A 16,594-nucleotide genomic window follows, 5' to 3' on the forward strand; every position below is an offset into this window, starting at 1 on the left:
CACCTGTTGAACGTGCCGGGTTGTCTCCATGGGGGTCCTGCTGTCGGACGGCTTTCCAGTTTCGCAGTGCCCGTGTTGATTCCGGCCGCACGCGGCCGGATGTGTACACAACGACTTTGCAGCTTTCGTATGAACCGGCGGCCCGCCCTACAAGGGGCGGCCGCCACCACGCAGCAGGAACGATCATGACCGCCGCCAATACTGCCAACGCCGCCGCCGCGGACACGCCCAAGGTGCTGCTCGACGTGAACGGCATCGAGGTGATCTACAACCACGTCATCCTGGTGCTCAAGGGCGTGTCCCTGCAGGTGCCGGAAGGCCGCATCGTGGCGCTGCTGGGCGCCAATGGCGCGGGCAAGACCACGACCCTGCGCGCCATTTCCAACCTGCTCAAGGGCGAGCGCGGCGATGTGACCAAGGGTCATATCCAGTACCGCGACCAGCGCATCGAGAAGCTGTCGCCCGCCGAGCTGGTCAAGCGCGGCGTGGTGCAGGTGATGGAAGGCCGGCACTGCTTCGCCCACCTGACCATCGAAGAGAACCTGCTCACCGGCGCCTATACGCGCAGCATGAGCCGTGGCGACACCGCCGCCGCGCTGGAGCGGGTGTACCAGTATTTCCCGCGCCTGAAGCAGCGCCGCGCCAGCCAGGCCGGCTACACCTCGGGCGGCGAGCAGCAGATGACCGCCATCGGCCGCGCGCTGATGGCCAATCCCAACATGATCCTGCTGGACGAGCCGTCCATGGGGCTGGCGCCGCAGATCGTGGAAGAGATCTTCGAAATCGTGCGCGACCTGAACCAGCGCGAGCGCGTCAGCTTCCTGCTGGCCGAGCAGAACACCAACATCGCGCTGCGCTACGCCGACTACGGCTACATCCTGGAAAACGGCCGCGTCATGATGGATGGCGCCGCCGCCGACCTGGCGCAGAACGAGGACGTCAAGGAGTTCTACCTGGGCATTTCCAGCGGCGAGCGCAAGAGCTTCCGCGACAACAAGTTCTATCGCCGCCGCAAGCGCTGGCTGGCCTAGCGATACCCCCACAAGGCGGCTGCCGGGCGCATCCCGGCGCCGCCGGCAACGACACCGCAGTACGGAACACGAGAGGGTGCGATCCCATGTCCGAGTTTTTCGATGTCCTGGAAACACGAGCGCCCGAGCAACGCGAGCGCGAGCTGATGGCCGCCCTGCCCGGCGCCATCGCCCACGCGATGGCGCGCTCGCCGGCCATTGCCGAGCAGCTGCGCGGCGTCGATCCCGCCACGGTCGATTCGCGCGCGGCGCTGGCCCGGCTGCCGGTGCTGCGCAAGCACGAGCTGCTGGAACGCCAGCAACACAGCCGCGACGACGCCGCCGCGCCCGCCGGGCCGGTCAAGGCCTTCGGCGGCTTCTCGGCCATCGGCTGGGGGGAGGCGTTGCGCGTGTTCGCCTCACCCGGCCCGATCTATGAACCGGAAAGCGCGCGCGCCGACTACTGGCGCTTCGCCCGCGCGCTGTACGCGGCGGGTTTCCGCGCCGGCGAGCTGGCCTACAACTGCTTTTCCTATCACTTCACGCCGGCCGGCTCCATGATGGAAACCGCTGCGCACGCCGTGGGCTGCACCGTCTTTCCCGGCGGCACCGGCCAGACCGAGCAGCAGGTGCGCGCCATCGCCGACCTGGCGCCCAGCGGCTATACCGGCACGCCCAGCTTCCTGAAGATCATCCTGGAAAAGGCCGACGAACTCGGCGTGCGGCTGGACTCGCTGCGGCGCGCGCTGGTCTCGGGCGAAGCCTTCCCGCCGTCGCTGCGCGACTGGCTGGCCGCGCGCGGCATCGAGGGCTACCAGGCCTACGGCAGCGCCGACCTGGGCATGATCGCGTTCGAGACGCCGGCGCGCCAGGGGCTGGTGCTGGGCGAGGACATCATCGTCGAGATCGTGCGTCCCGGCACCGGCGAGCCCGTGCCCGACGGCGAGGTCGGCGAAGTGGTGGTGACCACGCTGAACCCGGACTATCCGCTGGTGCGCTTCGGCACGGGCGACCTGTCGGCGGTGCTGCCCGGCGTGTCGCCCTGCGGCCGCACCAACACCCGCATCCGAGGCTGGATGGGCCGCGCCGACCAGACCACCAAGGTGCGCGGCATGTTCGTGCATCCCTCGCAGGTGGCCGACGTGCTGCGCCGCCATCCGGAAATCCTGCGCGCGCGCCTGGTCATCAGCGGCACCACCGGCGCCGACCGCATGGTGCTCAAGACCGAATCGCGCGTGCGCGGCGAGGACCTGGCCAAGCGCATCGCCGACTCGCTGCGCGACGTGACCAAGCTGCGCGGCGACGTGGAATGGGTGGACGCGGGCGGCCTGCCCAACGACGGCAAGGTCATCGACGACGTGCGGACCTACGAATAGGCGCGTCCGGCGGCGGGCGCTGACGTCCCCCGGACGCCTCAGCCCGCCAGCCCGCTCAGCCCCTTGACCAGCATGGCCGCCGCCACCACGGCGGCGAACAGCGCGAAGCTCTGCTGCAACCGTCTCGGCGGAAAACGATCGGCCACCGCGCGCCCGGCCAGCATGCCGGCGACGGCCGCCAGCGTGAAAGGCAGCGCGATGCGCCATTCCAGGTGCCCGCCGGCCGCCGCCGCGATCACGCCGCTGGTCGACACCAGCGCGATCACCGCCAGCGACGTGGCCACGATGGCCTGCATGGGCAGGTCGGTGGCGCGGCGCAGCGCCGGCACGATCACGAAGCCGCCCCCCACGCCCAGCAGGCCCGACAGAAAGCCCGCCGCCACGCCGGTGCCGCCCAGCGCCCGCGCGCAGGGCGCGGTCCAGCGCAAGCGGCCGGTGTCGGCGTTGAGCAGGCAGGGCGGGCAATGCGCCGGCGCTTCGGCGGCGGCGGGCTGGCCGCCGCGCCACATGCGCCAGGCCACCCAGCCCAGCACGCCCGCGAAGATCACGGCCAGCGGCGCGTTCGGCAGCCGTCGCGCGGCCCACAGGCCCAGCGGCGACACCACGATGCCGGTGGCCGCGATGAAACCCGCCGCGCGGTAGCGCACCTTGCCCGCGCGCAGCCCCAGCGCCGCGCCCAGCGCGGCCGCCAGGCCCACCGCCAGCAACGCGATCGGCGCGGCCTGCGCCACTTGCAGATGCAGGCCGAACACCAGCAGCGGCACCGCCATGATGGCGCCGCCCGCGCCGGTCAAACCCAGGATCAGGCCCACGCAGGCGCCCAGCGCCGCGCTGACGGCCAATACCGCTTCCATGCCTGCCCCGCCTTTCAGTTGCCCAACGGCCGGGCCAGCCACTCGCGGCCCTTGAGCATGCCGTTCCAATAGATCCACGGCAGCAGCGTGGCCTTGAGGAACCACGCGCTCTTGCGCGGCACGGTCGGATCCAGCGGGAAGGTGGGCAGCAGCTTGCCGCCGTAGCCGAACTCGGCCAGCACGATGCGGCCGCGCTCGACCGTCAGCGGGCAGGAGCCGTAGCCGTCGTACTTCACCGGCATGGCATAGCCGTCCAGGCAGGCGATCAGGTTCTCGGCCACCGCCACGATCTGCTTGCGCGCGGCGGCCGCCGTCTTGGCGTTGCTGGCGCTGATGGTGTCGCCCAGGCCGAAGACGTTGGCGTAGCGCGGATGGCGCAGCGTGGCCGGATCCACCTCGCACCAGCCGGCGGCGTCGGCCAGCGGGCTGTTGCGCACGAAGTCATGCGGCAATTGCGGCGGCACCGCGTGCAGCATGTCGAAGTCCTTTTCCACGCGGCTGACCTGGCCCTCGGCGTTCTTCACGTCGAACCAGGCCTTGCGCGCCGGGCCGTCCACCGCCACCAGCGTGGAATTGAAGTTCAGCGCGATGCCGTAGCGCTCGACATAGCGCATCAGCGGCGGCACGAAGGTCGGCACGCCGAACAGCGCCGCGCCGGCCAGGTCGAACTGGACCTGGGCGCGGCCCAGCACGCCGGTGCGCAGCCAGTGGTCGCAGGCCAGGTACATGGCCTTCTGCGGCGCGCCGGCGCATTTGATCGGCATGGCGGGCTGGGTGAACAGCGCCTGGCCGCCCTGGAAACCGCGCACCAGCTCCCAGGTATAGGGCGCCAGGTCATAGCGATAGTTGGAGCTGACGCCGTGCTTGCCCAGCGTGTCGGACAGGCCCTCGACCTTGTCCCAGGCCAGCCGCAGTCCCGGGCATACGATCAGCTGGCGATAGCTGACGGCGCGGCCATCGGCCAGGCGCACGGTGTCGGATTCGGGCTCGAAGCCGGCCACGGCGGCGCGCAGCCAGGTCGCGCGCGCGGGCATCACCGCCTGCGTCGGACGCACGGTCTTGGCGACATCGAACGCGCCGCCGCCGACCAGCGTCCACGCAGGCTGGTAGTAGTGATTGTCGCTGGGCTCGATCACCGCGATGCGCAGGCCGGGGCGGCGCCGCAGCAGGCTGGCCGTCACGCCGATGCCCGCCGATCCGCCTCCCACCACCACCACGTCGAAATCGCGCTGCGCCGTCTCCGTCTTCTGCATTGTTTGTCTCCTGGGCGGCCGGCTGGCGGCCTTATTGGCGGTGCTTCAGGTATTCGAAGGCCGAGAATAACGCCATGCCGGCCACCATGGCCGCCACGAAGATCAGCGCCTGCGGCAGGCCGGCGGCGGCGTTGACCAGCGCCGGCCCGGGACAGAAGCCGGCCAACCCCCAGCCCGCGCCGAACACCAAGCTGCCGACGGCCAGCCGAACATCCACGCGCGCGGGCGGCGGCCAGTGCAGCGGCCCGCCGTCCAGCGCGCGGCCGCGCCGCCGCAGCCAGGCATAGCCCAGGCTCGCCGCCAGCACCGCGCCGGCCATCACGAAGGCCAGCGACGGATCCCAGGCGCCGGCCAGGTCCAGAAAACCCAGCACCTTGGCCGGGTCGGCCATGCCGGACACGATCAGCCCCAGGCCGAACAGCAATCCCGCGAGCAGGGCGCTGGCGATTTTCATGTCAGGCCCCCAGCACGTGGCGCATCACGTAGACGACGGCGAAGCCCGCCCCCATGAACAGCGCGGTGGCCGCCAGCGAGCGACGCGAACCGCGCGACAGCCCGCAGACGCCGTGGCCGCTGGTGCAGCCCGAGGCATAGCGCGTGCCCAGCCCGACCAGCAGGCCGGCGACGACCAGGCGCAGCGGCCCGGCCTCGATCGTGGCGGGCGGCAAGGCCGCGTACAGTTGATAGAACCAGGGGGACGCGCACAGGCCCAGCAGGAACGCGAGCCGCCAGCCGCCGCCCGGCGCGGGCGGCAGCAAATTGCCGACGATGCCGCTGATGCCGGCGATGCGCCCGGCCCCCAGCATCAGCAGCACGGCGGCCGCGCCGATCAGCAGGCCGCCGGCGGCAGCCGGTCCCGGCGTGAAGACACTCCAGTCCAGAGTCATGATTGCGATTCCTGGTGCAAGGCGTCCATGGCCTTGCCGCAGTACAGGCTGGACAAGGTTTTCATCACCTGGCTGACCTCGAAGCTGGCCATCTGGTAGTAGACGTATTTGCCGTCTCGGCGCGTCGCCACCAGACCCTCGTCACGCAGCACGCCCAGCTGTTGCGACAGGGTGGGCTGGCGGATGCCGGTCAGCGCCTCCAGTTCGCCCACGTTGCGTTCATGGCCGACCAGCTGGCACAGCAGCAGCAGGCGGTCTTCGTTGGCCAGCGCCTTGAGCAGCGCGCAGGCCTGGGAGGCGGATTCGCGCAGCACGGCGACTTCGCATTGGGTCAGGGAAGCATTCATTTGACGAGGGTCAATCGGTAGCGCAGAGTTTGATCATTATATTGACTAATAAACTATCAAACAATATTATTGAAAAATATAAATTGAAGCGCCGTCCCGGTGCTTCGTTCCCATCCCGGTCCGCCCGCGCGGCCCGTCAGAGCGTCCGCCATGCCCGCCATCACCCAGGCCTTCTTCGATCCGGTCACCGCCACCGTCACCTATGTGGTCCATGAAGACACGCCGGGCGGCGCCTGCGCCATCATCGATTCGGTGCTGGACTACGACCCCAAGTCCGGCCGCACCAGCACCGCCGGCGCCGACCGCGTGATCGAGTACGTGCGCCAGCATGGCCTGCGGACCGACTGGCTGCTGGAGACCCACGCCCACGCCGACCATCTCTCGGCCGCCCCCTACCTGCAGAAGCAGCTGGGCGGCGTCATCGCCATCGGCGGCGCCATCCGCGCCGTGCAGGGCGTGTTCAAGCGCATCTTCAACCTGGAGCCGGGCTTCGCGCTGGACGGCTCGCAGTTCGGCCGCCTGTTCGCCGACGGCGAGACCTTCCGCATTGGCGCGCTGGAGGCCACCGCCATCCACGTGCCCGGCCACACGCCGGCCGACATGGCCTACCTGGTGGGCGACGCCGCCTTCGTCGGCGACACGCTGTTCATGCCGGACGTGGGCACGGCGCGCTGCGACTTCCCCGGCGGCGACGCGCGCCAGCTGTACCGCTCCATCCGGCGGCTGCTGGACCTGCCCGCCGCCACGCGCCTGTACATGTGCCACGACTATCCGCCGGCGGGACGCGAGGCGCGCTGGCAGACCACGGTGGCCGAGCAGCGCCAGGCCAACATCCACGTGCGCGACGGCGTCAGCGAAGACGAATTCGTCGCCATGCGCACCCGGCGCGACGCCACGCTGGGCATGCCCACGCTGATCCTGCCGGCCATCCAGGTCAACATCCGCGCCGGCCATTTCCCGCCGGCCGAAGACAACGGCGTGCGCTACCTGAAGATCCCGGTCGACTCGCTCTGAGACCGGCGCCCACGGCAGGCGCGCGGCCCGGATCCGGCGTCGCGCGCACTTGCGCGCGGCGGGGATATCCCGCAAGATCGCCCGATCGATACGCCTCTGTCCGCCCGCCGCGGACCCCAGCCATGTTCGCCGAAGCCGAAGCCGACCCCAGCCTGTCCAAAGAAGCCTTCAAGCCCATCGAGGCGCGCCTGCGCGTCGCCCTGCTGAACGCGCAGTACCAGCGCCTGCAGAAGGCGGAAAAATCCCTGCTGGTGGTGGTCGCCGGCATCGACGGCGCCGGCAAGGGCGCCACGGTCAACCTGCTCAACGAGTGGATGGACCCGCGCCACATCAAGACGCTGGCCTACGGCCCGCCCGAAGGCGAGGAGCTGGAACGCCCCTGGCTGTGGCGCTACTGGAAGGACCTGCCCGCCAAGGGCAGCACCGGCATCGTGTTCGGTTCCTGGTACGCGCAGCTTCTGCGCGAGACCTCGCGCAAGCGGCCCAACCAGGACACCATCGAAGCCCTGTCCGCCGCCATCCGCCGCTTCGAGGCCATGCTGGCCGCCGAGGGCGTGCAGATCGTCAAGCTGTGGTTCCACCTGTCCGCCCAGGCGCAGAAGGCGCGCGCCGAGCGCCTGCTGAGCAGCCCTGAGACCTCGTGGCAGGTCAGCCCCGCCGACCTGAAGGTGCACAAGAAATACGACCGCCTGCGCAACGGCGGACAGATCGTCATCAACCACACCGACAGCGGCCACGCGCCCTGGGTCGTGATCCCCAGCGCCGACGAGCAGCTGCGCGCCGCGCGCACCGCCGAGGCCGTGCTGGCCGCCATGCGCCAGCGCAGCGTGCCGCGCATCCCGCCCAGCTTCGTGGCGCACTCCGGGCCGGCGCGCATCATCGACCGGCTCGGCCAGCTCGACTACGAGGCCCGCATCGACCGCGAGGACTACGAGTCCGAACTCGGCCTGCTGCAAGGCCGGCTGGCCCGCGCCGCGCGTTCGAAGAAATTCCAGGACCGCTCGCTGGTGCTGGTGTTCGAGGGCCAGGACGCTGCCGGCAAGGGCGGCGCGATCCGCCGCGTCACGCATGCGCTGGACGCGCGCCAGTTCGACATCACGCCCGTCGCCGCGCCCAACAGCTATGAGCTTTCGCGCCCCTATCTGTGGCGCTTCTGGCGCCAGCTGCCGCGCCGGGGCCGCATCGCCATCTTCGACCGCTCCTGGTACGGTCGCGTGCTGGTCGAGCGCGTCGAGAAGCTGGCCCGCCCCGCCGACTGGCGTCGCGCCTATGCCGAGATCAACGACTTCGAGGAACAGCTGTCGGGCAGCGGCGCGCTGGTGCTGAAATTCTGGCTGGCGGTCACGCCCGACGTGCAGCTCGAACGCTTCAAGGAACGCGAGAAATCGCCGTTCAAGAACTTCAAGATCACGCCCGACGACTGGCGCAACCGCGACAAGTGGAAGGAATACGCCGCCGCCACCAACGAGATGCTGACGCGCACCGACGTGGCCCACGCGCCCTGGCACCTGGTATCGGCCAACGACAAGCGCTACGCCCGCCTGCAGGTGCTGCGCCACATCGTCGAGGCACTGGAAAACCCACGCTGATCCGCAACCGGAGGCATTGCCCATGAGCACCACGGAAATCCGCCCCGCCACCGCCGCCGACTTCGATGTCTGGCTGCCGCTGTGGAAGGGCTACCAGGACTTCTACCGCGTCGACATCGCCGACGCCGTCACGCGCAACACCTGGGATCGCCTGCTCGATCCGGCCGAGCCCATGCACGTGGCGCTGGCCTACGACGGCGGCAAGGCCATCGGCATGGTCCACTGGATCTTCCACCGCTCCACCTGGACCGCCGGCGACTATTGCTATCTGCAGGACCTGTACGTGACGCCCGAGGCGCGCGGCACCGGCGCAGGCCGCAAGCTGATCGAACACGTCTATGCCCAGGCCGCCGCCAACAATGCCGCGCGCGTGTACTGGCTGACCCACGAGACCAACGCCACCGCCATGCAGCTGTACGACCGCATCGCCGACCGTTCCGGCTTCATCCAATATCGCAAGGTGCTGCCGTGACCCGCATTCGCGTCCCACGCATCCCGGCCACGATCCGGAGGAAAACCCCGTGAGCGCCCGCGACCCCGACTGTCCGCTGTGCCAGGAAGACGGCGGCGCGCTGCTGTGGCGCGGCCCGCACCTGCGCGTCATCGAGGTCAACGACCCCGACTACCCCGGCTTCACCCGCGTGATCTGGAACGGCCACCTGGCCGAGATGACCAGCCTGTCGGCGCATGGCCGCGAGCTGCTGATGAAGGCCGTGTACGTGGTCGAGGAAACCCAGCAGGCCATCCTGTCGCCCGACAAGATCAACCTGGCCTCGCTGGGCAACATGGTGCCGCACCTGCACTGGCACGTGATCCCGCGCTGGCGCGGCGACCGCCATTTCCCCGACCCGATCTGGGCCCCGGCCCGCGTCGCCAAGGGCGCCGAGCCTGCCGAGCTGAAGGCCCGGCTGGCGCGCACGCAGGCGCAGCTACCGCGCTACCGCGACCGCCTGGTCGAGGCCATGAACGCGCTGCTCTGGCATTGAACCAAGGGTAGCGTCAGCGCGACGCTACGCCGCCGTCCCGCGCCGTTCGCTCAGCCAGCGGTGGTAGACGTTTTCCACGTCCTGCGCCACGCGCGCCGGCGTGAACAGGCCCAGGTCGCGCACGCGCGCCCGGCCCGCCTCGCCCATGCGGCGGCGCAGCGCCGCGTCGCCCAGCAGCAGGTCCAGCGCCTGCGCCAGCGCGCCCGGATCATTCGGCGGCACCAGCAGGCCGCTGCGGCCCGGCATCATGGTTTCGGGCACGCCGCCCACCTGCGTGCCGATCACCGGCAGCCCCATCGCGGCGGCCTCCACGAACACCGTGCCGAAGGCCTCTCGCCGCGTCGGCAGCGCGAACACGTCGAAGGCCCGCAACGCCGTGCCCACATCCTTGCGCCGTCCCGCGAAATGGATGCGCCGCGCCAGCGCCTGTCCCAGCGCGCGCACGCGCTCGCGCAACTGCTCCGCCAGCGGCATGCCATCGCCCACCAACACCAGATGCGCGTCGGCATGGCGGCGAGACACCCGGCTGAAGGCCTCGATCAGATCCTCATGCCCTTTTTCCGCCCGCATCACCGCCACGCAGCCCACCACCTTGGCCTCCGGCGGAATCGACAACTCGCGGCGCAGGCAGGCGCCCGGCCGGTCCGGCGGCAGGGACACCGGCGAATGGATCACCTCGACCGCCTCGGGCCGCGCGCCGCCTTCCAGCAACTGGCCGCGCACATAGCGGCTGACGGCGATCACGCGGTGCGCCAGCCAGGTATAGGCGTACAGTGAGTTGATCGGCTTGGCCAGGTGGCGCGTGCGCACGATCAGCGGCGTGCCGGCCAGCCGCGCGCCGATGGACGCCAGCACGGTGTCGCGCCGGCTGTGCGTGTTCAGCACATCGAAGCGCCCGCCGCGCAGCACCCGTCGCAGCGCCGACACGCCGCGCAGGAAATTCACAGGCCCGTCCATCAGCAGGTTGTGGACCTTGAAGCCCGCCTCGCGCAGCCGGCCGCCCAGCTCGGCCTGGGGCTGGCACACGGCCTCCAGGTGATGGCCGCGCTCGCGCATCGCCACCATCTCCTTGTAGATGCAGAACTCCTGCCCGCCGAACGAGGTGGCCGCCTCGGTGTGCAGGATGCGCAGGCCGGAAAGGCCGGCGGATTCGGCCACGCAAGCGCGGGTCCGCGCCTGACCGCTGAACGGATCGAACGCGCTCGCCTCGCCAGGGCCGGCGTCGATCCCGTCCTCCGCGTCGCTCCAGCGTCGTCCCTGCCACAACAGGTAAGCCTCCAGATAACGGATCTCTTCCGGCTCCAGCATCGCCAGCCCCGGCTCGCCGTCGCCCAGCGCCTCGAACTCCGTGGCGGCCAGCCGGCGTCCCCATCCCACCTGGACCTGGCCGTCGCGCGACAGGCTGAACCGCGCTCCGCCCCGGACCCAGGCCTGCAGGCGCGGACCGGGCAGCAAGGTATCCAGGCGATAGCCGCCCGGCAGTTCGGACAGCGCCCGACCGGCGCCGGAACCGACATTTGCGCTCAACACTTCCGGGCCGGCATCCACCAGCAGCGGCGCGCCTCGCGCCCCCGGCCGCTGGTAGCTGAGCGTCTGGATCGCCGGCAGGCGGGCCAGCAGCGGCGTCCTTGACGCCTGGGTGGCATGCGGGTTGCGGGAGGAGGATGACATCGGCGGCGGTCCTGAAAAAAGCCAGGGCGGCGTGGACAGGCGCGGCGAATGCGCCGCCGCCTGCCGCGTGCGCCCAGAGGAAACGCTGGCGATGGTAGCGAGAGACCCGTAATTAAATTAGCGCCCTGTTCGCACGGATTTCACGGAACATGCATGATCTTGTGGAACAAATTCTTCATCTTTCAGGTAGAATTCAGCTTTCGTGCGCCCGCGATCCGACTGCGGGCGCAACCCGTCCGGCCCGCGCCGGACGCCTCGCGCGCCGTCCCGCCAGACCACGCGCATTCCCGGCGCCCGCCGCGCCAAGTAAGCTTTGCCAGGGATCCCGGCGCCTTCCGGCTGCCGCCCGCCCAGGCGGCGGATCCGCCCGGCAAGCCATCCTCAACCCGAACCACGGCATGGAGCCGCCGCCCCTCGCCGTCGCCGTTCGCCGCGCACTCACCGAAAGGTAGTAAAGGAGTCCACGTGAGCCATCCGGCCCCTCCCGCCCCGCGGTCCGCCTCGTTCCTGCAGGCGTTCCTGAAATCCGAAGCCCTCGGCGGCTACGTCCTGATGCTCGCCGCCCTGCTGGCGCTGCTCGTCGCCAACAGCGGGATCGCGCCAGCCTACTTCGACGCGCTGGGCGCCAAGCTCGGCTTCAGCCTGGGCCCCGTCGTCCTCAAGGAATCCGTGCTGCACTGGATCAACGACGGCCTGATGGCCGTGTTCTTCCTGCTGGTCGGCCTGGAGATCAAGCGTGAAGTGCTGGACGGCCAGTTGCGCGGCGCCTCGCGCATCGTGCTGCCCGGCATCGCCGCGCTGGGCGGCATGATCATGCCCGCCCTCATCTATGTGCTGATCAACCTGGGCAGCCCCGGCACGCTGCGCGGCTGGGCCATTCCCGCCGCCACCGACATCGCCTTCGCACTGGGCATCCTGGCGCTGCTGGGCAGCCGCGTGCCGACGTCGCTCAAGATCTTCCTGACCGCGCTGGCCATCCTGGACGACCTTGGCGCCATCATCATCATCGCGCTGTTCTATACGTCGCAGCTGAACCTGTTCGCGCTGGGCATGGCCGCCGCGCTGCTGGCCATCCTGTTCTGCCTGAACCGCGCAGGCGTGTTGCGGCTGACGCCCTACCTGTTGCTGGGCGCGGTGCTGTGGTACTTCGTGCTGAAATCCGGCGTGCACGCCACGCTGGCCGGCGTGGCGCTGGCCCTGGCCATCCCGCTGCGCCCGCAAAACCAGGGCGCGCCCGCCGCGCACTCGCCGCTGCACGCGCTGGAACATGCGCTGCACAAACCCGTGGCGCTGCTGATCGTGCCGATCTTCGGCTTCGCCAACGCCGGCGTGTCCTTCGCCGGCATGGGCCTGGACAGCCTGGCGCAGCCGGTGCCGCTGGGCGTGGCGCTGGGGCTGTTCCTGGGCAAGCAGCTGGGCGTGTTCGGCTTCGCCTGGCTGGCCATCAAGGCCGGCGTGGCGCCCCTGCCGCGCCACGCCAGTTACGCGCAGCTGTACGGCGTGGCGCTGCTGTGCGGCATCGGCTTCACCATGAGCCTGTTCATCGGCGCGCTGGCCTTCACCGATCCGGCCGCCGTGGACGCCACCAAGCTCGGCGTGCTGACCGGCTCGCTGGCCTCGGCCATCGTCGGTTTCGCGCTGCTGCGCGCGAGCGGCGGCGCGGCGCCGGCGGCGACATCCGCCGTCACCGCTCAGGCCCGCTAGCGTCATCACGGGCGCTCCAGGCGTTGCGGTAGACTGGCCGCAACGCCCACCCAGGAGCGGCCATGAAAGCGCCCGCGATCTCCCTCCAACGCATCTACGAAGGCACCGGCCCGGACGAAGCCTACAAGGCCCTGGTCGACCGCATGTGGCCGCGCGGCCTGCGCCGCGCCGACCTGGGCCTGGACGAATGGGCGCGCGACATCGCCCCGTCCGCCGAACTGTGCAAATGGTTCGGCCACGTCGACGAACGCTGGGACGAATTCCGCCAGCGCTACAACGCGGAACTGGCCGCGCCCGAACAACAGGCCCGCATGAGCGCGCTACTGCAAGCCGCCGGCAAGCGGCCGCTGACCTTGCTCTATGGCGCGCGCAATACTGAACACAACCAGGCCGTGGCGCTGCGGGAGGCGCTGCTGGCGCATGCGCGCAAGGGCGGCGGGCGCGCGGCCTGAGACCCGATCCGCCCGCGCCACGCTTCAGGCGCACTCGCGCCGCTGTGCCTGCGGGCGCAATCTTTCGCATCCTTAACGTAAGATAGGCGCGGCTTGAGCCCCGCACCGCAACCCCGCAGAGCATCGATGGACTTCGACTTCAAGACCGCTACGCCAGAACAACTCAGGGCGCGCTACAACGATATCGCCACGGAAATGCGCGAGACCCAGTTCCTCTCCAAAAAGGAACTGGACCACGTACCGCACATCCTGCAGGATGGCGAACAAGTGCTGGCCTTCGCCACGGGCTTGATGAACAACGACACCTGGCTCATCACCCTGACCGACCGGCGCATCATTTTCCTGGACAAGGGCATGGTCTATGGGCTGCGCCAGGCCGTCATAGACCTGGACAAAGTCAGCTCCGTCTCCTTCACCACCCGCTGGCTGTTCGGCGACATCCACATCCGGGACAGCTCCGGCACCTACCAGATCACCAACGTCTGGAAGAAATCGATCGTGCCGTTCACCAACCGCGTGCAGCAGGCCGTGGACGCGCGCAAGCCAGCCAACAACCCCATGCCGGTCTACCTCGTGCCGCCCCCGCTACCCGACAGCGACGCGGCGTCCGACGCGCCCCTTGCGCTCGCGCCACCCGCCGCCCCCGCCGCCGCCGAGGAGGACATCATCGAGGCTGCGGAAGTGGCTGGCGCGTCCCGCGCCCACGACACGATCTCCGTTGCCGCCGGGATACCCGAAGCAGCACACGCGCCCCAGGCTTCGGCCTCACCCGTGACGCCGGCCAGTCCGGCTTCTCAGGTACGCAGCGATGACGAGATCATCAGCAAGCTGGAACGGCTGTCTGCCTTGCGCGACCGAGGCGTCCTGACCGACAAGGAATTCGCGGCTCAGAAAACGCGCATTCTGGGCGCCTGATCCATGAAACTGCTCATCGTCATTCTCGCCATCGGCCTGCTCGTACTAGCCTATTTCTGGATGGGCGTCGCGCTGAAATTCCTGCTGCTCTGGTGGATGAGCTTCGTCTTCGGCATCCCGCTGCTGTACATCGGCCTCACCTTTGGCTGGCTAGGCGCGATCGGCGCTGTGCTGGGTGCAGTGCTACTGCTCGCCATCACCCTGAGTTGGCAAAACTCGCACACTTGCCAGGTGCTGCAGGCCCGCCTCAACAAGGCCTTCTACTTCGACGATATCTGAAACGAAAAAACCGGATGCCACCGCGCCGCGGTTCGCATCCGGCTACCGAGTTCGAGCTATCCGCCTAGCGCCCCGCCGTCGTCGGATTGGCCAGCGGGAACGTATCGTCCGTCAGGCAAGCCTTGAGCCAGTCGTAGTCGTCGCTGTCATAGACCTCGCCATCGAGCCGGGGCAGCGGCTTGGTCGGATAGCCCATCGGCGTGCGCACCTTGGGACCGGTGTTCCAGCGCGCCTCGTCCGAGATGCCGCCCGGGCAGTTGTCGTCGTTGCCGTTGTACGAGCAGGACGCCACCGGCACCAGCTTCTGGTCCACCACCTTCGCCACATAGCGCTGCGCGTAGACCGAGCCCGTGGCCCAGTATTGCTCGGCGGTGCAGACTCGGTCCTTGTTCTGGTAGTGGCTGATCGCGAAGCAGGCGTAGATGTCGTTCGGCGGCAGCAGCTCGCAGACCACGTCGTAACCGTCGTAGGGACCGCCGGTGAACTGCTGGCGGAATTCCCGCTGGGCCAGCGCCGTGCTGATCAGCCTGGGCTGCTTGCTGCCCTTGTCGCGCTCCGTCAGCGCGTCGATGCGGGCGCTGATCAGGTCGGCCGCGACGGAACCCGCCGTCTTGCCTTCCGGCACGGCGTCGATGTTGGCGATCAGGTCTTGCAGCTTGCCGTCGCGCGCGGCGAGCCAGCGGCGCTGGCTGTCCTTCAGCATCGCGCGGATCTCGTCGTCCGGCGCCTGCTTCATCAGCGCGGCATAGGCGCGGTTCAGCCCGGCGTCCTCGGCTTTCGCCTCGCGGCTGGAGCAGATCAGTTTCTCGACGGGGCTGGACGCCTTGCCGCAATCGATCGCCAGGGCCGGCGCCGCCGCGGCGGTCAGGCCCGCCAGGATCAGGAACCGGGTCGCGCGCAGACTGACATGCATGGTGCTTCTCCAAAGTGCAAGGCCGGCCGCTCAGCGGCTGATGACCTCGCTGTCTTCCAGGACGATGCGATAGTGATCGCGCAGGTCCAGGATGTACGTGAAATTCGACGTGCCGCTGGCGTTCTTGCCACGTTCCGGGCTGGACACCTTGTAGTCGTAGATGCCCTTGACCATGCACAGCTGGTTCTCGCACTTGGCCCGCAGCGTGCTCTGGTCCACCACGAAGCGCCGCACCGGCCAGCGCGTGAAATACGCCTGCTTGTCCGCCAGCACCTCGGACTTCGGCCGCTTCTTCTTGAAAAAGTCCACCGTGTCCGCGTAGAACTCGCGCGTGAACTTCATGGCCTCTTCGTTGGTGCCGCTGCCCGCCTGGATCATCAGCGCGGCGGCGTTGATGGCCTTCTGCTCGTCGGACGGCGCCGCCGGCGCGGGCTGCTTGGTCAGGTACGGATTGGCGACCGGCGCCTGGCCGGCGGCAGCCGGCTGGCGCGGGGGCAATTTCGCCTCGCCGGCCGGCGCGGACGTCTGCTGCTGCGGCGCCGGGGCGGGCGCGGATGTCTGCTGCTGCGGCGCGGGCGCCGGGGCAGGCGCGGCGCGCTGGCCTCCGCCCTGCTGCGCGCCACTGGCGGACGCCTGGGTCGGGCCCACGCGGTTGATGCCGTACTTGGCGATTTCCTGCGGCGTGAAGAAGTACATGTCCTTGGACGGCGTGCTGAACATGATGCCCAGCACATCCGCCGACACGCCGTACTTCGGCAGGGTCGCCACGATGTCCGACACGCCGAACTGCGCCTGCTCGCCCGTCAGCTCCGGCGCCGAGATCTGGTGCACGCCCAGCCGGCCCACCGCCAGGCGCTGACGGCCGGCGAAGAACACGAAGGAACACGCCGACGCGCAGTAGCTGTCCTTGGGAATATAGGTGTTCAGGCCGCGCTCGTAGATCTCTTCCGCCACCACCAGCCCGATGTGGACCAGGCCGCCGCCATTGTTCTGCAACACGATGGTCGAGATGGTCGGATGCTCGCGCAGCGCCTTCTTGAGATTCAACATATCGTTGGCGCCCACCGCGCCCACGTAGATCAGCAGGTCCGGCTCGCTGCGCAGAAAGAAGAACGGACCGTAGCGCTCGGGCTCTTCCTGCTTGGCGGACGCCGGCGCTTGCGCCTGCTGCGTCTGCGCCTGCGCCACGCCGACCGACAGGGCCGCGCAGGACAGCGCCAATGTCGTGCTCCAGACCGTCAGTTTTCTTTTCAGCCTCATCAATCCTCTCCCTGGGAACCTATGTCACGCAGACCTTACGGGCCACGCCGCGTTTCGCGCTTGTCCATTGGCCGGCTCGCAAGG

At 69.4% G+C, this 16,594-nt stretch carries 18 protein-coding genes; 10 read left to right on the top strand and 8 right to left on the bottom strand.

The window, feature by feature from the left end; genetic code table 11:
- Window positions 1–185 precede the first annotated feature (185 nt).
- Both C2U31_RS03290 and C2U31_RS03295 read left to right on the top strand, forming a co-directional pair.
- Window positions 186–1,031, top strand: coding sequence for an ABC transporter ATP-binding protein (locus C2U31_RS03290; RefSeq protein ID WP_103271535.1), 846 nt, complete (start codon window positions 186–188; stop codon window positions 1,029–1,031).
- Window positions 1,032–1,117: 86 nt separating this feature from the next.
- Window positions 1,118–2,386, top strand: coding sequence for a phenylacetate--CoA ligase family protein (locus tag C2U31_RS03295; protein ID WP_103271536.1), 1,269 nt, complete (start codon window positions 1,118–1,120; stop codon window positions 2,384–2,386).
- A gap of 38 nt (window positions 2,387–2,424) precedes the next feature.
- Here C2U31_RS03295 and C2U31_RS03300 read toward each other — a convergent pair whose 3' ends face one another.
- Genes C2U31_RS03300 through C2U31_RS03320 form a run of 5 tightly spaced genes read right to left on the bottom strand, consistent with a single transcriptional unit; the run spans window position 2,425 to window position 5,727 of the window.
- Window positions 2,425–3,240 (bottom strand): sulfite exporter TauE/SafE family protein, encoded by an 816-nt coding sequence (locus C2U31_RS03300; RefSeq protein ID WP_103271537.1) that lies wholly within the window; start codon window positions 3,238–3,240, stop codon window positions 2,425–2,427.
- Between the two features lie 14 nt (window positions 3,241–3,254).
- A complete protein-coding gene (locus tag C2U31_RS03305) occupies window positions 3,255–4,493 on the bottom strand; it encodes an FAD/NAD(P)-binding oxidoreductase (RefSeq protein ID WP_103271538.1) in 1,239 nt (412 codons plus the stop codon).
- Window positions 4,494–4,524: 31 nt separating this feature from the next.
- On the bottom strand, window positions 4,525–4,947 hold the full coding sequence (locus tag C2U31_RS03310) for a YeeE/YedE family protein (RefSeq protein WP_103271539.1): 423 nt from the start codon (window positions 4,945–4,947) through the stop codon (window positions 4,525–4,527).
- 1 nt (window position 4,948) lies between these two features.
- Entirely contained in the window at window positions 4,949–5,380 is a 432-nt protein-coding gene (locus tag C2U31_RS03315) for a YeeE/YedE family protein (protein ID WP_103271540.1), read from the bottom strand.
- Window positions 5,377–5,727 carry a helix-turn-helix transcriptional regulator gene (locus tag C2U31_RS03320; protein ID WP_103271541.1) on the bottom strand — a complete coding sequence of 117 codons (351 nt, stop codon included), beginning with the start codon at window positions 5,725–5,727 and terminating at the stop codon, window positions 5,377–5,379. The genes C2U31_RS03315 and C2U31_RS03320 overlap by 4 nt, the downstream gene beginning before the upstream one ends.
- Window positions 5,728–5,877: 150 nt before the next feature.
- On the opposite strand from C2U31_RS03320, the gene C2U31_RS03325 reads away from it, so the two are divergent.
- From C2U31_RS03325 to C2U31_RS03340, 4 genes are all read left to right on the top strand, one after another.
- Window positions 5,878–6,741, top strand: coding sequence for an MBL fold metallo-hydrolase (locus C2U31_RS03325; RefSeq protein ID WP_103271542.1), 864 nt, complete (start codon window positions 5,878–5,880; stop codon window positions 6,739–6,741).
- Between the two features lie 122 nt (window positions 6,742–6,863).
- A complete protein-coding gene (gene pap / locus C2U31_RS03330) occupies window positions 6,864–8,330 on the top strand; it encodes a polyphosphate:AMP phosphotransferase (protein WP_103271543.1) in 1,467 nt (488 codons plus the stop codon).
- A gap of 22 nt (window positions 8,331–8,352) precedes the next feature.
- Complete coding sequence (locus C2U31_RS03335; protein ID WP_103271544.1) at window positions 8,353–8,802, top strand: GNAT family N-acetyltransferase; 450 nt, start codon at window positions 8,353–8,355, stop codon at window positions 8,800–8,802.
- A 49-nt stretch (window positions 8,803–8,851) separates the two neighbouring features.
- The gene (locus tag C2U31_RS03340; RefSeq protein WP_103271545.1) at window positions 8,852–9,316 is read left to right on the top strand and encodes an HIT family protein; all 465 of its coding nucleotides are present in this window, start codon (window positions 8,852–8,854) and stop codon (window positions 9,314–9,316) included.
- Window positions 9,317–9,340: 24 nt separating this feature from the next.
- Here the strand turns inward: C2U31_RS03340 and C2U31_RS03345 are convergent, their stop codons facing one another.
- Complete coding sequence (locus C2U31_RS03345; RefSeq protein ID WP_233772803.1) at window positions 9,341–10,447, bottom strand: glycosyltransferase; 1,107 nt, start codon at window positions 10,445–10,447, stop codon at window positions 9,341–9,343.
- A gap of 1,005 nt (window positions 10,448–11,452) precedes the next feature.
- Between C2U31_RS03345 and nhaA the strand changes: the two genes are divergently transcribed.
- The 4 genes from nhaA to C2U31_RS03365 all read left to right on the top strand — a co-directional run bounded on the left by nhaA (window position 11,453) and on the right by C2U31_RS03365 (window position 14,337).
- On the top strand, window positions 11,453–12,691 hold the full coding sequence (nhaA, locus tag C2U31_RS03350) for a Na+/H+ antiporter NhaA (RefSeq protein WP_103271546.1): 1,239 nt from the start codon (window positions 11,453–11,455) through the stop codon (window positions 12,689–12,691).
- A 62-nt stretch (window positions 12,692–12,753) separates the two neighbouring features.
- Window positions 12,754–13,143 carry a DUF488 domain-containing protein gene (locus C2U31_RS03355; protein WP_103271547.1) on the top strand — a complete coding sequence of 130 codons (390 nt, stop codon included), beginning with the start codon at window positions 12,754–12,756 and terminating at the stop codon, window positions 13,141–13,143.
- Window positions 13,144–13,269: 126 nt separating this feature from the next.
- The gene (locus C2U31_RS30925) at window positions 13,270–14,058 is read left to right on the top strand and encodes a PH domain-containing protein (RefSeq protein WP_233772621.1); all 789 of its coding nucleotides are present in this window, start codon (window positions 13,270–13,272) and stop codon (window positions 14,056–14,058) included.
- Between the two features lie 3 nt (window positions 14,059–14,061).
- Entirely contained in the window at window positions 14,062–14,337 is a 276-nt protein-coding gene (locus tag C2U31_RS03365) for a hypothetical protein (RefSeq protein WP_103271548.1), read from the top strand.
- Window positions 14,338–14,401: 64 nt separating this feature from the next.
- Here C2U31_RS03365 and C2U31_RS03370 read toward each other — a convergent pair whose 3' ends face one another.
- Window positions 14,402–15,250: a lysozyme inhibitor LprI family protein gene (locus tag C2U31_RS03370; protein WP_103271549.1), complete on the bottom strand. Its 849-nt coding sequence runs from the start codon at window positions 15,248–15,250 to the stop codon at window positions 14,402–14,404.
- Window positions 15,251–15,280: 30 nt separating this feature from the next.
- Window positions 15,281–16,510 carry a hypothetical protein gene (locus tag C2U31_RS03375; protein ID WP_103271550.1) on the bottom strand — a complete coding sequence of 410 codons (1,230 nt, stop codon included), beginning with the start codon at window positions 16,508–16,510 and terminating at the stop codon, window positions 15,281–15,283.
- Window positions 16,511–16,594 lie beyond the last annotated feature (84 nt).

It is taken from the genome of Achromobacter sp. AONIH1 (assembly GCF_002902905.1).
In the GTDB taxonomy this organism is placed as follows: domain Bacteria; phylum Pseudomonadota; class Gammaproteobacteria; order Burkholderiales; family Burkholderiaceae_B; genus Achromobacter.